Annotated in this window: 18 protein-coding genes; 8 read left to right on the top strand and 10 right to left on the bottom strand. The window is 61.9% G+C overall.

Features of this window, described 5'->3' with window-relative positions; genetic code table 11:
- Window positions 1-2 precede the first annotated feature (2 nt).
- From hemW to KXJ60_RS08480, 5 genes are read right to left on the bottom strand one after another with little or no spacing between them, the layout of a single operon-like run.
- Window positions 3-1,256, bottom strand: coding sequence for a radical SAM family heme chaperone HemW (gene hemW / locus KXJ60_RS08500; RefSeq protein WP_291126328.1), 1,254 nt, complete (start codon window positions 1,254-1,256; stop codon window positions 3-5).
- A 20-nt stretch (window positions 1,257-1,276) separates the two neighbouring features.
- Window positions 1,277-1,888 carry an RdgB/HAM1 family non-canonical purine NTP pyrophosphatase gene (rdgB, locus tag KXJ60_RS08495; protein WP_291126278.1) on the bottom strand — a complete coding sequence of 204 codons (612 nt, stop codon included), beginning with the start codon at window positions 1,886-1,888 and terminating at the stop codon, window positions 1,277-1,279.
- Window positions 1,885-2,622, bottom strand: a complete 738-nt coding sequence (gene rph, locus KXJ60_RS08490) for a ribonuclease PH (RefSeq protein ID WP_291126276.1) — start codon at window positions 2,620-2,622, stop codon at window positions 1,885-1,887. Before rph ends, rdgB begins: the two co-directional genes overlap by 4 nt.
- 16 nt (window positions 2,623-2,638) lie before the next feature.
- Window positions 2,639-3,538, bottom strand: coding sequence for a protein phosphatase 2C domain-containing protein (locus KXJ60_RS08485; RefSeq protein ID WP_291126274.1), 900 nt, complete (start codon window positions 3,536-3,538; stop codon window positions 2,639-2,641).
- On the bottom strand, window positions 3,535-4,542 hold the full coding sequence (locus KXJ60_RS08480; RefSeq protein ID WP_066268004.1) for a serine/threonine-protein kinase: 1,008 nt from the start codon (window positions 4,540-4,542) through the stop codon (window positions 3,535-3,537). Before KXJ60_RS08480 ends, KXJ60_RS08485 begins: the two co-directional genes overlap by 4 nt.
- Window positions 4,543-4,602: 60 nt before the next feature.
- Between KXJ60_RS08480 and KXJ60_RS08475 the strand changes: the two genes are divergently transcribed.
- From KXJ60_RS08475 to KXJ60_RS08460, 4 genes are all read left to right on the top strand, one after another.
- A complete protein-coding gene (locus KXJ60_RS08475; RefSeq protein WP_291126272.1) occupies window positions 4,603-5,538 on the top strand; it encodes a YicC/YloC family endoribonuclease in 936 nt (311 codons plus the stop codon).
- 2 nt (window positions 5,539-5,540) lie between these two features.
- Window positions 5,541-6,161, top strand: coding sequence for a guanylate kinase (gene gmk / locus KXJ60_RS08470; RefSeq protein WP_291126270.1), 621 nt, complete (start codon window positions 5,541-5,543; stop codon window positions 6,159-6,161).
- A 28-nt stretch (window positions 6,162-6,189) separates the two neighbouring features.
- On the top strand, window positions 6,190-6,393 hold the full coding sequence (gene rpoZ, locus KXJ60_RS08465; RefSeq protein WP_068171949.1) for a DNA-directed RNA polymerase subunit omega: 204 nt from the start codon (window positions 6,190-6,192) through the stop codon (window positions 6,391-6,393).
- A 136-nt stretch (window positions 6,394-6,529) separates the two neighbouring features.
- Window positions 6,530-8,779 (top strand): bifunctional (p)ppGpp synthetase/guanosine-3',5'-bis(diphosphate) 3'-pyrophosphohydrolase, encoded by a 2,250-nt coding sequence (locus tag KXJ60_RS08460; protein WP_291126266.1) that lies wholly within the window; start codon window positions 6,530-6,532, stop codon window positions 8,777-8,779.
- Between the two features lie 7 nt (window positions 8,780-8,786).
- On the opposite strand, the gene greB is transcribed toward KXJ60_RS08460, so the two are convergent.
- The gene (gene greB, locus KXJ60_RS08455) at window positions 8,787-9,353 is read right to left on the bottom strand and encodes a transcription elongation factor GreB (protein ID WP_291126264.1); all 567 of its coding nucleotides are present in this window, start codon (window positions 9,351-9,353) and stop codon (window positions 8,787-8,789) included.
- Between the two features lie 404 nt (window positions 9,354-9,757).
- Here greB and KXJ60_RS08450 point away from each other — a divergent pair, with 404 nt between their 5' ends.
- Complete coding sequence (locus KXJ60_RS08450) at window positions 9,758-9,916, top strand: DNA-binding protein (RefSeq protein WP_291126262.1); 159 nt, start codon at window positions 9,758-9,760, stop codon at window positions 9,914-9,916.
- A gap of 231 nt (window positions 9,917-10,147) precedes the next feature.
- Window positions 10,148-10,741, top strand: a complete 594-nt coding sequence (locus tag KXJ60_RS08445) for a hypothetical protein (protein WP_291126260.1) — start codon at window positions 10,148-10,150, stop codon at window positions 10,739-10,741.
- A gap of 121 nt (window positions 10,742-10,862) precedes the next feature.
- On the opposite strand, the gene KXJ60_RS08440 is transcribed toward KXJ60_RS08445, so the two are convergent.
- The 4 genes from KXJ60_RS08440 to KXJ60_RS08425 all read right to left on the bottom strand — a co-directional run bounded on the left by KXJ60_RS08440 (window position 10,863) and on the right by KXJ60_RS08425 (window position 13,737).
- Window positions 10,863-11,156 (bottom strand): addiction module antidote protein, encoded by a 294-nt coding sequence (locus KXJ60_RS08440; protein WP_291126258.1) that lies wholly within the window; start codon window positions 11,154-11,156, stop codon window positions 10,863-10,865.
- Window position 11,157: 1 nt separating this feature from the next.
- On the bottom strand, window positions 11,158-11,454 hold the full coding sequence (locus tag KXJ60_RS08435; protein WP_291126255.1) for a type II toxin-antitoxin system RelE/ParE family toxin: 297 nt from the start codon (window positions 11,452-11,454) through the stop codon (window positions 11,158-11,160).
- Between the two features lie 631 nt (window positions 11,455-12,085).
- Window positions 12,086-13,153: an IS110 family transposase gene (locus KXJ60_RS08430; RefSeq protein WP_291126254.1), complete on the bottom strand. Its 1,068-nt coding sequence runs from the start codon at window positions 13,151-13,153 to the stop codon at window positions 12,086-12,088.
- A gap of 440 nt (window positions 13,154-13,593) precedes the next feature.
- Window positions 13,594-13,737 carry a hypothetical protein gene (locus KXJ60_RS08425; RefSeq protein ID WP_291126252.1) on the bottom strand — a complete coding sequence of 48 codons (144 nt, stop codon included), beginning with the start codon at window positions 13,735-13,737 and terminating at the stop codon, window positions 13,594-13,596.
- A gap of 330 nt (window positions 13,738-14,067) precedes the next feature.
- Between KXJ60_RS08425 and KXJ60_RS08420 the strand changes: the two genes are divergently transcribed.
- Both KXJ60_RS08420 and KXJ60_RS08415 read left to right on the top strand, forming a co-directional pair.
- Window positions 14,068-16,389, top strand: coding sequence for a heavy metal translocating P-type ATPase (locus KXJ60_RS08420; RefSeq protein WP_291126326.1), 2,322 nt, complete (start codon window positions 14,068-14,070; stop codon window positions 16,387-16,389).
- Window positions 16,386-16,787 carry a DUF3703 domain-containing protein gene (locus KXJ60_RS08415; RefSeq protein ID WP_291126250.1) on the top strand — a complete coding sequence of 134 codons (402 nt, stop codon included), beginning with the start codon at window positions 16,386-16,388 and terminating at the stop codon, window positions 16,785-16,787. The genes KXJ60_RS08420 and KXJ60_RS08415 overlap by 4 nt, the downstream gene beginning before the upstream one ends.
- Window positions 16,788-16,805: the final 18 nt, after the last annotated feature.

Raw genomic sequence — 16,805 nt, 5'->3', positions numbered from 1 at the left:
GCTCAGTCAGCCAGAAACAGTGCCTGCAGGTCGCTGAGGAAGTCGAAGCCGCGCTCGGTGGGCCAAACGCGCGTGGCGTCGCGCCCGATGAGGCCTTTGCGCTCCGCCTGCTCCAGCGCCGCCCCGATGGCGGACAGCGGCAGCCCCGTGCGCTCCATGAATTGCAGCAAGGTGAACCCTTGCTTCAGGCGCAAGGCATTGAGCATGAATTCGAACGGCAGCGCCTTGCGCGCCACCTCATCAGCGCTCACCACCGCATCGCCGGCCAACGCACGTTCCATGTACAGCCGCGGCTCGCGCACGCGCACCGGCCTGCCCACGCGGTGCGCGAAGCTGAGTTTGCTGTGCGCACCCGCACCAATGCCGAGGTAATCCCCGAACTGCCAGTAGTTCAGGTTGTGCCAGCACTGGTGCCCCGCGCGCGCGTAGGCCGAGACCTCGTAGCGCTGCAAGCCGGCCTGTCCCGTCAGCTCGGTGATGCGGTCCAGCATGTCCCAGGCTTCGTCTTCAGGCGGCAAGGCGGGCGGGTACTTGGCGAAGTAGGTGTTGGGTTCGAGCGTGAGGTGGTAGATCGAGATGTGCGGCGGTGCAAACGACAACGCGGTGCGCATGTCGGCCTCGCAATCGGCCAGCGTCTGCCCCGGCAGCGCGTACATGATGTCGAGGTTGAACGTGTCGAAGGCCTGCGCGGCTTCTTCGACCGCGGCCATGGCCTGGTCGCGGTCGTGCACCCGTCCCAATGCCTTCAGGTGACCGTCGTTGAAGCTCTGCACGCCGACGGACAACCGCGTGACCCCCGCCTCGCGAAAGGCGCGGAAGCGGTCCTTTTCGAAGGTGCCCGGGTTGGCCTCCAGGGTGATCTCGGCATCGGCTTCCAGGCGCAGCATGGCGCGCACATCGCCCAACAACCGATCAATCGATGCCGGTGAAAACAGGCTGGGTGTGCCCCCGCCAATGAACACACTGTGGACCGTGCGCCCCCAGATCAAGGGCAACGAAGCCGCGAGGTCTGCGCGCAGGGCATCCAGGTAAGCGGCCTCGGGCAGTGTCTGTCCTGGCTCCGCCGTGGCGCTCCATTCATGCGAGTTGAAGTCGCAATACGGACACTTCTTCAGGCACCACGGCAAGTGGATGTACAACGAGAGCGGCGGCAGGCTCTGCAGCTGCAGCGTGCCCGGGCGCATCCAGTGCCGCACATCGTTCCACGCCACTTGCGCCGGCGCTGCGGCCGCTGCGCGCCCCGCGGGCCACGACATCGGCACACCAGACGACTCGCTCATGACGCAGACGCAAACCAGCGCGCACGCATCAGCTCCAGCATCTGCTGTGCGGCACGACCCCGATGGCTGTTGGCGTTCTTGACTTCGGTGGGCAGCTGCGCAAACGTCGCTCCGAAGTCTGGCAGGTACATCACCGGGTCAAAGCCAAACCCGTTATCGCCGATCGGCGCCTGCGTGATGAGCCCAGGCGCTCGGCCCGTGGCCACGAGCGGCTCAGGATCGTCCGCGCTGCGCAGGGCCACGAGCGTGCTCACCAGCGCGGCGCGGCGGTCCGTGACATGGGCCATTTGCTCCAGAAGCGCACGCACGTTGTTCTGGTCGCCCTTGTCGTAGCCAAACTGCGTGGCGTAGTACGCGGTATCCACGCCTGGCAAACCGCCGAAGGCTTCGACACACAGACCCGCATCGTCGGCCAGCGCAGGCAGGCCACTTTCCCGCGCAGCATGGCGCGCTTTGGCCAAGGCATTCTCAATGAAGGTGCGATGCGGTTCGGGCGCCTCGGGAATGTTCAGGTCCGCCTGGCGCACCAGCTCCACGCCGAGCGGTGCAAACAGCACCTGCAACTCGGCGAGCTTGCCGGCGTTGTTCGAGGCCAGAACCAGTTTCATGGCTTCGACAAGCCCAGCGCTTGCCGCTGCAGCATCACGAGCTCGCTCACGCCCTTCTCTGCCAGCCCGAGCAAGGCATCCATTTCGCGGCGCGTGAAAGCCGCACCTTCGGCGGTGCCCTGCACCTCCACGTAATGCCCTGCGCCCGTCATGACCACGTTCATGTCGGTGTCGCAGGCCGAGTCCTCCACGTATTCCAGGTCCAGCAGCGGCTGTCCTTTCAGGATGCCCACGGAAATCGCAGCCACGTGATCCCTGATCGGTGAACTCACCAGCTTGCCGTCGGCCATCAGCCTGGACACGGCATCGTGCGCCGCCACGAACGCGCCGGTGATGCTGGCCGTGCGCGTGCCGCCGTCGGCCTGGATCACGTCGCAGTCAAGCGAAATGGTGCGCTCTCCCAGTGCCTTGAGGTCGAACACCGCGCGCAACGAGCGACCAATCAGGCGCTGGATCTCCTGGGTGCGCCCGCTCTGCTTGCCCTTGGCCGCCTCGCGGTCGCTGCGGGTGTGGGTGGCGCGCGGCAGCATGCCGTACTCCGCCGTCACCCAGCCTTCGCCGCTACCGCGTTTGTGGGGCGGCACCTTCTCTTCCACCGAAGCGGTGCACAGCACCTTCGTGTCGCCGAACTCGATCAGCACCGACCCCTCGGCGTGGATGGTGTAGTGGCGGGTGATGCGCACAGGGCGCAACGCATCGGCCGCCCGTTGGCCGGGTCGGGACATATCGCTCATGGGAAACCTCGAAAGTTCAGGAATTGCGCTCGGCCGTGCGGCGGATCGCCGCATTGATCTCGGCGATCGATTTTTCAATGGCGGCGTCGTCCATGTCTTCAATGGACGGGTCGGGTATGCCCGACTGAATGGTGGACGCGAACACACCGTCGTCAATGTCTTCGGTTGACACGCGCGTCGACTGGAATTCGTCGGCCGTCTCCCACTCCATCGCCAGCACGGTGACGTTGTCGCAACGCGGCCCGCCACGCTTGAGTGCCATTTCCACGAGCTCCGGCACCGCCTGCTCCAGAGGTCGCTTGGACAATTCGGAGGTGATCTCCTCATCGCTGACCGTCCCCCACAGCCCGTCCGAACACAGCAGCACGCGATCACCCTGCATCAGGTGAACGGGGCCGGAGAGATCAAACACGGGCTTGGCCGGCGAACCCAGGCACGTGAAAAGGATGTTGCGGTTGATGTGGTCGGTCGCGCGACCCAGATGCTGCTGTTGCTCCATATAGGAGTGATCGCGCGTTCGCGTCAGCATCTCGCCATGGCGCACAACATACAGCCGCGAGTCGCCGCAGTGCACCCAGTGCACGTGGTTGCGCTCCATCACGGCAGCCACCAACGTCGTGCGCGGCGTGTCGAGCATGCCTTTTTCAGCCGCGTAGCGAATGATCTGATGGTGGGCGGCCATCAAGGCGCTGGAGAGAAACTCGGGCACTTCGCGCACCGTCGGGTTGGCCGCCTTCTGGAAGTACGCCGAAAAGGTCTGCAAGGCGAGCTGTGCGGCCATCGCGCCTTCGGGGTGTCCGCCCATGCCGTCGGCCAGCACGAACAGACCAGACTCGCGGGTGTAGGCATACCCCATTCGGTCTTCATTCCGCTCCCGGCCCCCTTGGCGGCTGATCTGGTAGACCGAAAACTTCATCGAAATTTGGTGGCCGCGTTGGTGGATTTGCGCAACGACTTCTTGTTGTCCGACACGATGTTGTCGAACTGCAGCCGCATCTTCTCGGCGACAGTCAGCTTCGTGTAGCTGCGTTCCGTTTCACGGCTCAGCTCTTTCTGCAGAGCGAACACCGACTGAGGGCGCGACAACGGGTCGAGCGACATGCACCATTCCACCACCTCGATGAGGTTGTCCGAGTACACGCCGCGCAAACGCGACAGTGCCAGCGAAAGACGGTCTTTTTCCAGCCGCTGCGGCGCATCGTTGGGCGGATAGCCCTGCATGCTGGCGTAGATGCAGGCGCCGATGGCATAGATGTCGGTCCAGGGGCCCATGGAGGAATCGCGCCGGTACATCTCGGGCGCGGCAAAGCCAGGCGTGTACATCGGCCGGATGAAATTGCCTTCCTTGCTCAGCACCTCGCGGGCGGCACCAAAGTCGATCAGCACCGAGCGGTTGTCGTCGGTCACGAAGATGTTGGCGGGCTTGATGTCCAGGTGCAGCATCTTGTGCTGGTGCACGATGCGCAAACCGCGCAGCACTTCGTCGTAGAGCGACCGAATGGTCGACTCGCGAAACACCTTCTGCTTCTTGAGCTCGCGCGCCGTGATGATGAATTCCTGCAGGGATGCCCCCTCCAGAAAATTCATGACCATATAAACCGTCTCGTTCTCACGGAAGAAATTGAGCACGCTCACCACGGATTGGTGAGAGATTTGGGCCAGCGCGCGCCCTTCTTCAAAGAAGCTCTTGAGGCCGAGGCGGTACAGCGAGAGCTTCTCAGGCTGCACCTGGGGGAGCAATTCGCCAGGGCCACGCGAGGCCAGCGATGACGGCAGGTATTCCTTGACAGCGACCTGCTGCCCCTCGGTGTCCACCGCGAGGTACACCACACCAAAACCACCAGCCGCCAACTTGCGAACAATGCGGTAACCACCGATCACGGTGTCCGGCGGCAGCGGTGCGGGTTTGACCTTTGACATAATTCGGATGGCTTCCGGAACGCCTCGTTTTGGACCGATCACCCTGATGGGCAAAGTTCAATGGCAGTTTACAGCATGACCGGCTACGCCACGGCCCACTCAGGAGGGCCTGCAGCCCCGGCCAGCAGCGAGTCCAGCCGCGATTCCCAGCCGGGTGTGGGCCTGGAAATCCGCTCGGTCAACAGCCGCTTTCTCGACCTCACCTTCAAATTGCCAGACGACCTGCGTGGCACCGAACCGGCGCTGCGCGAACTGCTGGCATCACGGCTCAAACGAGGGAAGGTGGAGGTGCGCGCCTGGATCGAAGGCAGAGCCGACAGCGTGCCGCGCCAGCCGAGTGCACTGGATCTTCAGAAGCTCGTCGGACTGCAGGACAACGTGCGCGCCTGGCTGCCCACTGCAGCCCCCTTGAGCGTTGCAGAGGTGCTGCAACTCACCTCTCGCCAGCAAGGCAACCCGGGCGAGCTCAACAACGCCCTCGTAGCCCTGGCTCAAACCGCGCTCGACGGACTGACGTCTGCCCGCGAACGCGAAGGCAAACGCTTGAGCACCATGCTGCTGGACCGCCTGAGCCAGCTCCGCCAACTCGCCAAGGACGCCCAGCCCCTGATTCCTCAGCTCGTCGCGCAACAGCGCCAGCGTTTTATCGACCGCTGGAACGAAGCCCTGGGCGCCGGCACCGCCCACACAGCGCCGGGTGGCAGCGTGACCTCAGACATGGCGCACGACCGCGCGCTCACTGAAGCAACCGCCTTTGCCATCCGAATCGACGTGGCCGAAGAACTCACCCGCCTCGACTCGCACCTGACCGAAATCGAGCGCCTGCTCAAAAAGGGGGCTGAAGTCGGCAAGCGCCTGGACTTCCTCATTCAGGAATTGCACCGTGAGGCCAACACCTTGGGTTCAAAGTCCTCCAACCTGGAACTCACGCGCATTTCAGTAGACATGAAGGTCCTCATCGAGCAGATGCGCGAGCAGGTCCAGAACATCGAATAAACATGGAATACCCCGGAAATCTGTTTGTGGTTGCCGCGCCCAGTGGCGCAGGCAAGTCCAGTCTGGTCAAGGCATTGATGGAGCTGGACTCGCGCGTCGTGCCCTCGGTCTCGCACACCACCCGCGCCCCTCGGGGCCAGGAACTGCACGGTCGCGAGTACTACTTTGTAAGCAAAGAAACGTTCGATCAGATGGTCATTCAGGGCGCCTTCCTGGAATGGGCGATGGTGCATGGCAATCGCTACGGCACCTCGAAGATGGCGATCGAACAGCGCATGGCACAGGGTGCCGACGTGGTTCTTGAAATTGATTTTCAGGGCGCCATCCAAGTCAAACGCATTTTCCCCAACGCGGTGCTGATCTTCATCTTGCCGCCCAGCTGGGAAGAGCTGCGCTCAAGACTGGAAAGGCGGGCAGAGGACACGGCCGAGGTCATCGAGTTGCGGCTGCAGAACGCTGCCAGCGAGATGTCTCATGCCAAAGAATTCGACTTCGTTATAATCAACGAGTTGTTCGAGCGGGCCCTGTTTGACCTCAAGGCCATCGTCCATGCACAGCGGCTCAAGTTCTCCGCCCAGCGTATCGCCCGCAGCGATACCTTCAAAGCGCTCAACATCCTCTGATTCATCGCCCATTTCCCGGAGCCCGCCCATGGCACGCATCACCGTCGAAGATTGTCTGGAAAAGATCCCCAACCGCTTTCAACTCGTGCTGGCTGCGACGTATCGCGCACGCATGCTGAGCCAAGGACATGCGCCCAAGATCGAAAGCAAGAACAAGCCCGGCGTGACCGCACTGCGTGAAATTGCAGACGGCAAGATCGGCCTGGAAATGCTCAAGAAGGTTCCCCTCTGAGGCCAGGCACTTTCCGCCCTCAAAAAGGCACCGCATGGCGGTGCTTTTTTTTCGGGTGTACCCAGGCCAGCCACGCAGATGCACAGACTCTGTGCACGCGTCAGCGGGCCGCAGCGTCTCGCGCTAAAGTACACCCATGACGACCGAGGCCGATAGCGGCACCCTTTTGCCCACTGCCGAGCAGGCGCACCCGGCCGCGAGCGCCGCTGCCGCCAGTTTCGCGGCGCTCCTCGGAAAACTCGATTACCTCAGCGCGACGGATATCGAACACATTCGCCAGGCGTACCGATTTGCCGATGAGGCGCATCTGGGGCAGCTGCGCAAAAACGGCGACCCCTACATCACGCACCCCATCGCGGTTGCCGCACAGTGCGCTGAATGGAAACTGGATGCACAGGCCCTGATGGCGGCACTGATGCACGACGCCATCGAAGACTGCGGCGTCACAAAAGAAGAGCTGGTGGAGCGCTTTGGTGCACCCGTGGCAGAGCTGGTGGATGGTCTGACCAAGCTGGAAAAGCTGGAGTTCGACACACGGGAACAGAACCAGGCCGAGTCGTTCCGCAAGATGCTTCTGGCCATGGCCAAAGACGTTCGGGTCATCCTGATCAAACTGGCCGACCGCACCCACAACATGCGCACCATGGGCGACATGCCACGCTCAAAGTGGCAGCGCATCAGCAGTGAAACCCTGGAAATCTATGCGCCGATTGCGCACCGGCTCGGCCTGAACTTCACGTACCGCGAACTGCAAGACCTCGCATTCCGGTTTCTGCATCCATGGCGCTACGAGGTGCTTTCCAAAGCCTTGAACAAGTCCCGCAATCGCCGCAGGGATCTCATCTCTCGTGTGCAGCGGGAGGTCGAAGCCGAATTCGTGCGACACGGTATGAGCGTGCGCATCATGGGCCGGGAAAAGACGCTTTACTCCGTCTATCGCAAGATGGACAGCAAGCACCTGTCGTTTTCACAGGTGACGGATATTTATGGCTTTCGGATCGTGCTGCCCGAGCTGACCGACTGCTACACCGGGCTGGGGGTGCTGCATCAGCTGTACAAGCCGCTGCCTGGCAAGTTCCGGGACTATGTCGCCATCCCCAAAGTCAATGGCTACCAGTCCTTGCACACGACGCTGATCGGCCCCTTTGGTACCAACATCGAGTTCCAGCTGCGCACGCATGCCATGGACGTTGTAGCGGAGTCGGGTGTGGCCGCGCACTGGCTCTACAAGGCCAGCGAGCCAAACAGCGACACCTCGCAGCGCCTGGGCACCCAGTGGTTGCAGTCGCTGCTGGATATTCAGCAGGAAACGCGTGACGCCGCCGAGTTCTGGGACCACATCAAGATCGACCTCTTCCCGGACGCTGTCTACGTGTTCACTCCGAAGAGCAAGATCATGGCGTTGCCACGAGGTGCCACGGTGATGGACTTCGCCTACGCCATCCACAGCGACGTCGGCAATCACACGGTGTCTGCCCGGATCAATGGCGAGCAACGCCCGCTGCGCACCGAGCTCGCCAATGGCGATGTGGTGGAGATCGTCACGGCCGACAAAGCAGAACCAAACCCGGCCTGGCTGTCATTCGTCAAGACGGGTCGAGCGCGTTCGAAAATCCGCCACCACCTCAAAACAGTGGCGCAAGAAAAGTCGCACGAACTCGGTGAACGCATGCTCAGTCAGGCGCTCCGGTCCGAAGGCATCGCGACCCTGCCGGCTGAGGAAGGCCCGTACCATGCCACCTGGGAAAAGTTGCTGCGCTTCACAGGCAACAAGGCCCGCGACGAACTTCTGTCCGACATCGGCATGGGCAAGCGCATTGCCAGCATGGTCGGCAAGAAGCTCGCCGTGCTGCTGGCCGAAACGGGCCTCAAACCTGACGCGCTTCTGATCAGCACCGAACGCTACGCCAGTGGCAGGGATGAGTCGGCATCGCAGGGTGTCGTCACGCTCGATGGCAGTGAAGGCGTGTCCGTGCAGTACGCACCCTGTTGCAAACCCATTCCGGGTGATCGCATCGTCGGATACCTGGGCCGCGGCGAAGGTTTGGTAGTGCACGCAGAAGACTGCCCGACCGGCAAGCGCCTCCTGTTGCGCGATGGCGAACGTTTCCTGGAAGTGGAATGGGCGGATGAGCCCGTGCGCTCTTTCGATACCACCGTGGTCGTAACCGTCACCAATGGCAAGGGCGTCCTGGCTCGGGTGGCATCCAGCATCGCAGCGGCGGAAGCGGACATCACCCACGTGGACATGGGCGATGAGCCGGCGCAAACGGCAACAGACATCCGCTTTTCTGTCGCTGTGCGCGACCGTCAGCACCTGGCGGACGTCTTGCGCAGCCTCAAGCGCACCACCTCCGTCCTCAAGGCCCAGCGCTACAAGCCCTGACCACCGGTCAAGCGAGGGCCGGTGGCGCTGCCGGGTAGGACACCTCAAGGATTTCCAGCTCCTGGGTACCGCCAGGCACAACCAGACGCACGATGTCGCCCACGCGCGCCTTGAGCAATGCGCGCGCTACCGGCGATATCCAGCTGATCTGCCCCTGCGCACTGTCCGCTTCGTCCACCCCCAGGATCGTGACAGTGGTGGTGCTCCCTGCCTCGTCTGCGTAGGTGACGGTCGCCCCAAAAAAAACGTGGTCACCACCATGGTGCAAAGAGGGATCGACGACTTCTGCGATCTCGAGTCGCTGCGTCAGAAACCGGATTCGGCGATCAATCTCCCGCAGGCGCTTCTTGCCGTACAGGTAATCGCCATTTTCAGAACGATCTCCGTTGCTGGCCGCCCAGTGCACGATCTCGACGATTTTGGGTCGCTCGTCATCGATCAGGGAAAACAACTCGCTGCGCAGACGGTCGTACCCATGCTTGGTGATGTAGTTCTTGCCGCCAGGGGCTGGAGCAACGGACGACAGGTCGTCGTCATCGTCCGAGTCGGTTTCGCGGGTGAATGCCTTGCTCATGCTGCACACCTTCGACGGAAAAGAAAAAACCCGCAGCTTTTGGCTGCGGGTTTTTATATGGTGCGGCTGGCAGGAATTGAACCCACGACCCCTTGGTTCGTAGCTACCAGATCATCCGTAAGTTGTTGATTTATAAGAATTCCATGTCTACTCATTGTACAAAAACTAGCCTGTTTAGACATGTATTTCAGAGCCCAGTCCCGCAAAAGTCCCGCAGAGAAAGTGCGCGCGAGGTCACATTGACTAGTGTCTGCAGCCGTAGCGCAAACGTTTTCTGGAGTGCGGGCAGGCGCCCGGTAGGCGTTGTGAAGCGACAAAAATGCTCCCACTCCTTCGGACTGTCAGGGAGATAGGTGTCGATAACTATATCTTATCGTTGGTAATTTAACCACCGGAGCAGGGCGATGCAAATGAAAAGTACGAGAGTCCCGCGGGGCGTCCAGGTCGATGAAGTCTGGAGCGCGGCCGATGCCGTGCTCGCGCAGGGCGAGCGGCCCACGATCGAGCGCGTGCGCGCGCACCTGGGCCGGGGGTCGCCGAACACCGTGGCGCCCATGGCTTGACGCCTGGTACGCCTCGTTGGCCAAGCTACTGGCTGGTGACAATGAAGGCGAGGGGGAGCAGGGTCCCCTGCCGGCACCGGTTTTGCGGGCGGCCAAGACGCTGTGGGGTCGCGCCCAGCAGCATGCCCAGGAGCAGGCGGCGCAATCGTACAGGTCGATCGAGACGCCCTGGAAAAGTTAGTTGAGCGGCTCGCGGCCGAGCGAGTCGCCCTCGATCAAGAACAGCAACGGTTGAACGAGCGCTCGGAAGCGCTGGACACCGCACTTCAGGCCAAGGACCACCAGATTGCCGATCTGATGCGCCAGGTCACCGACCTGCAAAAAGGGCTGGCGGGCCGGGACGCCGAAATTGATTCCGTGCGTACCCAACGTGCCGCGGCAACGCAAGCGCTGCAGGTCGAGCGTGGTCGGCTCGATGCGCTGAACGAGGAGCAACGACAGGAGCGGGAGCGCCTGGAACAACGAGCGGCCGCTCAAGAACGGCGGCTGTTGGAGGACGTCGATAGGACGCGACAGGAACTCAAGTGCGTCACCCTTTTGCTCGCGGATGAAAACAAGAAAGCGGCCAAGGGGTTGGCAGATTCGCACGAGCAGGCCCAGTCGCTTCGGGTGCAACTCAGCGCCCTGATCGCCGAGAACGCCGGTCTGGCCCGCGAGACCCTTTCTGCGCGCGAGGAGCTGCAGATGGCGCACTCGCACCAAGAGCAGTTGCGAAAAGATATGACTGACTTATTGGTCGATCTCAAGACACGCCTTCCCAAGGAGGCCGTCGAACCAGGGGCACTCGTGAAACGGCCCAGAACGAAGACCGTGCTCAAACGCTAGTGGCGCACCAGCACGATACTTTCGCGCCAAGCGTTGGTATGCCATGCCTTACCCGTACCCACGACTTCACGCGCTGCATGATGCACATGCGCTTCGCGCCTGATGGTTGGCGGTCAGACGGTTATGCGGCAGCCGGAACTTTGGCGGTCAGCTCGATACCCAGGGCTTTCATGACCGCCAGAGTCGTCTTTAAGGTAGGGTTGCCATTCTCGCTGAAAGAGCGGTAAAGCTGCTCGCGAGAAAGCCCGGTTTGCCCTGCAATCTGGGCCATTCCCTTGGCGCGCGCGACGACCCCCAGCGCGTGCGCGATATAGCCAGCGTCATTCGTCTGGAACGCTTCCGCCATGAAGATCGCAATTGCTTCGTCAGAAGTCAGGTCCTCGGCGGGATCATAGGTAGTCAGTTTTTCAGCCATTTCATTCGCTCCATGCTTCAGCCAGGCGCTTTGCAGCCTTGATGTCCTTCGCTTGCGTGCTTTTGTCACCGCCGCACAGCAAGACGATGATCGTGCTTCCTCTCTTCTGGAAGTAGATGCGGTATCCAGGGCCATAGTGAATACGTAATTCGCTGACTCCCTGCCCCACGGGTTCCGCATCGCCCGCAAGACCAAAGGCGAGGCGGTCCAGTCGGGACGCCACCAAGATGCGCGCTCGTTCGTCGTTGAGCCGCGTTCGCCACTTCCTGAATGTCTCTGTTTGTTTTAATTCGATCATTGATAGTCGAACTGTAGTTTATAGACTACTGACTGTCAACCAGCCTTGGCTGAGCATCAACCATACGCTGTACAGCGTATGAAATGCTTTGAGCACACAGTCCAAGACGCGTTGGATGGTGGCTACGTTGATGCATCGGCAGGGCTGTTGGCGCGGTTGGATTTCAACCAGAGGGATCGCCCGGACATGATTGGGCGACCAAAGCACTTTATGCCAACTTCTTGAAGACTTGCACCCGACTTAGATGCAAATGGCTTAAGTATCTACAAGGACTTTCCAACTTTTCAACACTTCTTTCTGCCTGTCGATGGCGCCCCTACGGCCCACCGAGATACGGGCGATTTTGATACTTAACACTCCAAGCAATAAAGGAGTCACTTTTTATTCTCGACATCTGCCAGCAAACACCCTACACATGGAACAGACTGCACATCTACAAACGGCCTTGTTGCAACCTTTCGGTGCGGGCCCAGATACGAACCGCTCAGCAGGACTCCATTCATTTTTCGTCGTCACCGCAATTGGTGCGACAGATACTTAACCGAGTTCGCCTGCTGCCGGTCTGACCTGTGGGATGCATCTTCTAGCGCACGTCGTCGAGAAACTTCAAAATCTGGACGCCTCAGCTGGGTCACGATGCGGCGAGGCCCCCTGTGGGTTTGATTGGAACGTGATCGGCGTCGAAAGCTTTGCCTTTGACCAGCACCGCCCACACGATTCGCGCGTGCTTGTTGGCCAGCGCGATCAAAGCCCTTTGCCAGCCTATCCGCTCGCGCAACTGCAGCACCCAACGAGACATCCGGTCATCGCGCTGATGGGCCGACATCATGGCCGAACGGGCGCCCTGGATCAGTAGGGTGCGCAGGTAGTCATCGCCTCGCTTGGTGATGCTGCCCAGATTGGTCTTGCCTCCGCTCGAGTTCTGTCGTGGGACCAAGCCCAACCAGGCACCGAATTGGCGCGCACTCTTGAATTGCTTGAATTCACCGACGCCGGCGATCAGTGCTGAGGCCGTCAACGGCCCGATCCCGCAAAGCTGGGCTGCGGCTTGCGCCTGCGCGTCGGATTTGACGTGCGCTGCAACCCGCGCATCACACCACGCAATGTGTTCATCCAGCTCGGCCCAATGCTCTTGGGCCCTCTGCAGCGACAGCCTGGCCAGCGTTCCCAGTTCGTTGGTGGCGTCTTCAAGCAACTCGCTGAGCTTCTCACGGAGCGCCTTCGGACTTTGGGCGACCACCAGACCGAACTCGGCTAGCAAACCTCGGATTCGGTTGATGCAGGCGGTTCGCTCTTCTTTGTAGCCTTCGCGCAGGCGGTGCAACGTGAGCACGCTTTGCTGATCGACCGTCTTGATCGGAACGAACCGCATGCTGGGCCGGGAGGCAGCTTCGCAGATCGCCGCGGCATCGGCCGCGTCGTTCTTGCCGCTGCGCCCGGCCATCCGGAATGGCGTGACGAATGCGGCGGCGATCAGACGAGCGTCCAAGCCCATCGCTCGCAACTTGCGACCCCAGTGGTGAGCTCCCGAGCACGCTTCCATGGCCACGAGACAGCCTGGCGGCAGTTGCACGCACCACGCGGCAAATCGCTCTCGGGGAAGCGGCTTGTTTGCCACAACCCGGCCTTTGGCATCTACGGCATGGACCTGGATCACTCGCTTGGCCAGATCGACTCCCACACGCACGATTGCACTCATGGACTTCTCCTTGCTGGTTAAAGTTTGCTTCCTCTTCGATTCTCACACCCGTTGTGCGAAGACCTCAGGAGAGTCCATTCGTATTCATTTTTGGCCGTATCTCGGCATACCCCCTGCGGGCGCGGCATAGCCCCTTATGCGGCGCGACCACCACCTGGTTGGTGTTGGTCGGGTCGTGCGGCGTGGTGATCTGGCCGTGGCGGATGCCGATCGCCCATTGTGACGATGTGGTCGCGAGAGGGCTCGTACTGCGTGGTTCACGCCCACGACGATGTTGAGCACACCACCCACCTTCACCGGCGCGGCCACGATCACGCGCTTCGCGCCCCGGCCCAAATGGCCCTGCAGCGTCTCGGGTGTGAGGAACTTTCCGGTGCACTCCAACGCCAGGTCCACGCCGAGATCGCCCCAGGAAACCTCTGCTGGCGTGCCGTGGGTGCTTAACGACATCCGCGGCTCATCGATGCGGAGGTGTCCTCGCCCTCGGCGGCGATGTCCGCTCGCCATTTGCCCTGCACGCGGTCGAAAGCCAGCAGGTGCGCCGTGGCGGCGGCACCGCCCTTGAGTTCGTTGAGGTGCACCATCTCCAGCCGATTGCCTGCGCGTGGCGGCTCATAGCGCCAGACGTCCGATGCGGCCCATGCCGTTGATGCCAACCTTCATGCGGTTTTCTGTTGGGAAGTCAAAATACCAATACAACCATTCAATAAATGTTGAACTATTGTAGGAATTTATAACAAGACGGTGACGTGGGTGATCGCGGACAGCTTCGCAGGCGTACTAGATGGCTTGACTCTGTAGTGGGTACAAGGTGTGCAATCCTTTTTATTCCAGAGAGTGAGTACATCATGACCAGACCAAAACACGCACAGAACGAGGCGTCTATCGACTCCTGTGGCAGCGCCGCATGCTGCATACCGGTCGCAGCGCCAATTTCCTCTAACGCGGATGCCTGCTGCGCACCTGCTGCTGCCTCTGCGCTGCGGGGCAGCACCCCTGTGGCGAGTTGCTGTGCGCCCCCAGTTCAGACAGCTAGTGGGAAGGCCGACAGTGAGTCGATAGCGCCCAACACCTTCCGCATCTCCACGATGGACTGCACGGTCGAAGAGTCCGAAATTCGCCGGGTGGTCGAGCCCATCCCTGGCATCCGTGGTTTGCACTTTCGGCTGAACCAGCGGACGCTGCGGATCGATGGCGCCGAAGATGCCGTCACCGCCGCCCTGGCCGCCATCCGCAAGGCCGGCTTCAAGCCCGAGACCCTGACGGCGCCGACCGCAGTCGGCACGGACGCCCACGATCACGACCACACACATGACCACGCACCTGGTGCCAGCTACGCGCGCTACGCCGCCGCGCTGGTCTTCGCGACGGTCGCCGAAGTCATCTCCTACTTCGCCCCGGACACCATGGTCTGGACCGTGCTGGGCATGGTGGTCGCTGCCGCCGCGATCGGGCTGGCAGGGCTTGAAACCTACACCAAGGGCTTGAACGCGCTGCGGCACGGCAAGCTCAACATCAATGCCCTCATGTCGGTCGCGGTCACGGGAGCATTCGTCATCGGCCAGTGGCCCGAAGCCGCCATGGTGATGGCGCTGTACTCCATCGCGGAGCTCATTGAGGCGCGTGCCGTAGACCGCGCGCGCAATGCCATCAAGGGCCTCGTGGACCTGGCACCCGACGACGCGGAAATCCTGCAACCGGACGGAAGTTGGAACCGCATGAAGGCCACCGAGGTGGCACTGAACGCTATCGCACGGGTCAAGCCCGGCGAGCGCGTCGCGTTCGACGGCGTGGTGACCAAAGGCAACAGCAGCATCAACCAGGCCTCTGTCACTGGCGAGAGCATCCCGGTCGACAAGGAGCCGGGCAGCCAGGTGTTCGCGGGAACGATCAACGAAAACGGCGAGCTTGAGTTTCGCGTGACGGCGGCGTCCAGCAACTCCACCCTGGCGCGCATCATCCACGCCGTGGAGGAAGCACAAGGCACCCGCGCGCCAACGCAGCGTATTGTGGACCACTTCGCCGCGATCTACACACCCGCCGTCTTCGCCATGGCACTGGCGGTCGCCGTGCTGCCACCCTTGCTGCTCGACTGGCCATGGCTGACCGCCATCTACAAGGCACTGGTGCTGCTCGTGATCGCCTGCCCTTGCGCTCTGGTGATCTCGACGCCGGTAACCGTGGTGAGTGGCCTCGCAGCAGCCGCACGCCGCGGTATCCTGATCAAAGGTGGCACCTACCTCGAAGATGCCCGCCTGCTCAAGGCCGTGGCACTGGACAAGACGGGCACCTTGACCGAGGGCAAGCCGAAACTGGTGGCGTTCAAGGCATGGAGGGCGACGGACGAAGGTCAGGCCCAACGCTGGGCAAAAAGCCTCGCTGCGCGTTCCGACCACCCCGTGTCCAGGTCCATTGCGGCGGGCATCGAAGGCGCGGCAGCGGAAGTCGATCGGTTCAAGGCGTTGCTGGGCCGTGGCGTTGAAGGCACGGTGGACGGCCGGGCAATGGTTTTGGGCAACCACCGCCTCATCCGCGAACGCAACCAGTCCGACGAACAGCTCGATGCCGAGTTGATGGCGCATGAAGCGCAAGGTCGCACCGTCACCTTGTTGGCGGACGACACCGGTGTGCTCGGCCTGTTCGCCGTGGCCGATACCATCAAGGCCAGCTCAGTGGCAGCGGTGGCGCAGCTCAAGCAATTGGGCGTCACCCCGGCCATGCTGACGGGCGACAACACGGCCACCGCGCAGGCAGTGGCACGCGAGTCAGGCATCGACGATGCCCGCGGCGGGCTGCTACCGGAAGACAAGCTCTCGGCCATCAAGGCCATGCGCGAGCGCTACGGCCCGACCGCCATGACGGGCGACGGCATCAACGACGCACCGGCATTGGCCCAGGCCGACATTGGCTTTGCCATGGGCGGTGCCGGCACCGACACGGCGATGGAAGCGGCCGACGTCGTGATCATGAATGACAACCTGGGTCGCATCGCTGAGACGATCCAGCTGAGCCGCCGGACGCATGCAATCCTGTGGCAGAACATCAGCCTGGCGCTCGCCATCAAGGCGGTCTTCTTCGTGCTGGCGGTGTTTGGGAGTGCAACGATGTGGATGGCGGTGTTCGCGGACATGGGTGCCAGTCTTCTGGTGGTGGGCAACGGCTTGCGCCTGCTGCGCCGAGTACAACCTGCACCAGTCGAGCAGACCGCAGCCCGTCTGGCTACCCACGAGGTATGAACGCCATGAATGCCGGACTCTCGGGACCTGCCCAGACCTTGTCTGTTCTCTTCGCCATGCTGGAGGAAACACCGTCGAGGAACACACACCACCGCTGGCAACTGCTTGAGGCCGCCCATGTGGTCGGACAAGGACAGTTCGTCCCACACCTGCAGACGCATGCCCTAATGCTGCGTGAGGCCGTGCGCCAGCGCGACGGAGGTGAGGTGGCCGGCCAGCTATTTCGCCTCGCCTTGGTGCCCCTGGGACATCTGACAGGTCGACTGCCCCTCGGCAACATCGGCCGCGCCACTGTCAGTGCTTTTCAGCCCATGGAAGTCGCACTGGCCACCGCAGAACTGATTGCCCAGGCTTCTCGCCGCGCAGATATGGAGAGACGCAGCGACACGCGACCGTAGATTCCGAACTTCTACAAT

The sequence above is a fragment of the Hydrogenophaga sp. genome, from assembly GCF_019264445.1.
GTDB lineage: Bacteria > Pseudomonadota > Gammaproteobacteria > Burkholderiales > Burkholderiaceae_C > Hydrogenophaga.
The sequence above is the reverse complement of the archived record's forward strand: the minus strand, read 5'-3'. Positions and strand labels throughout refer to the sequence as shown.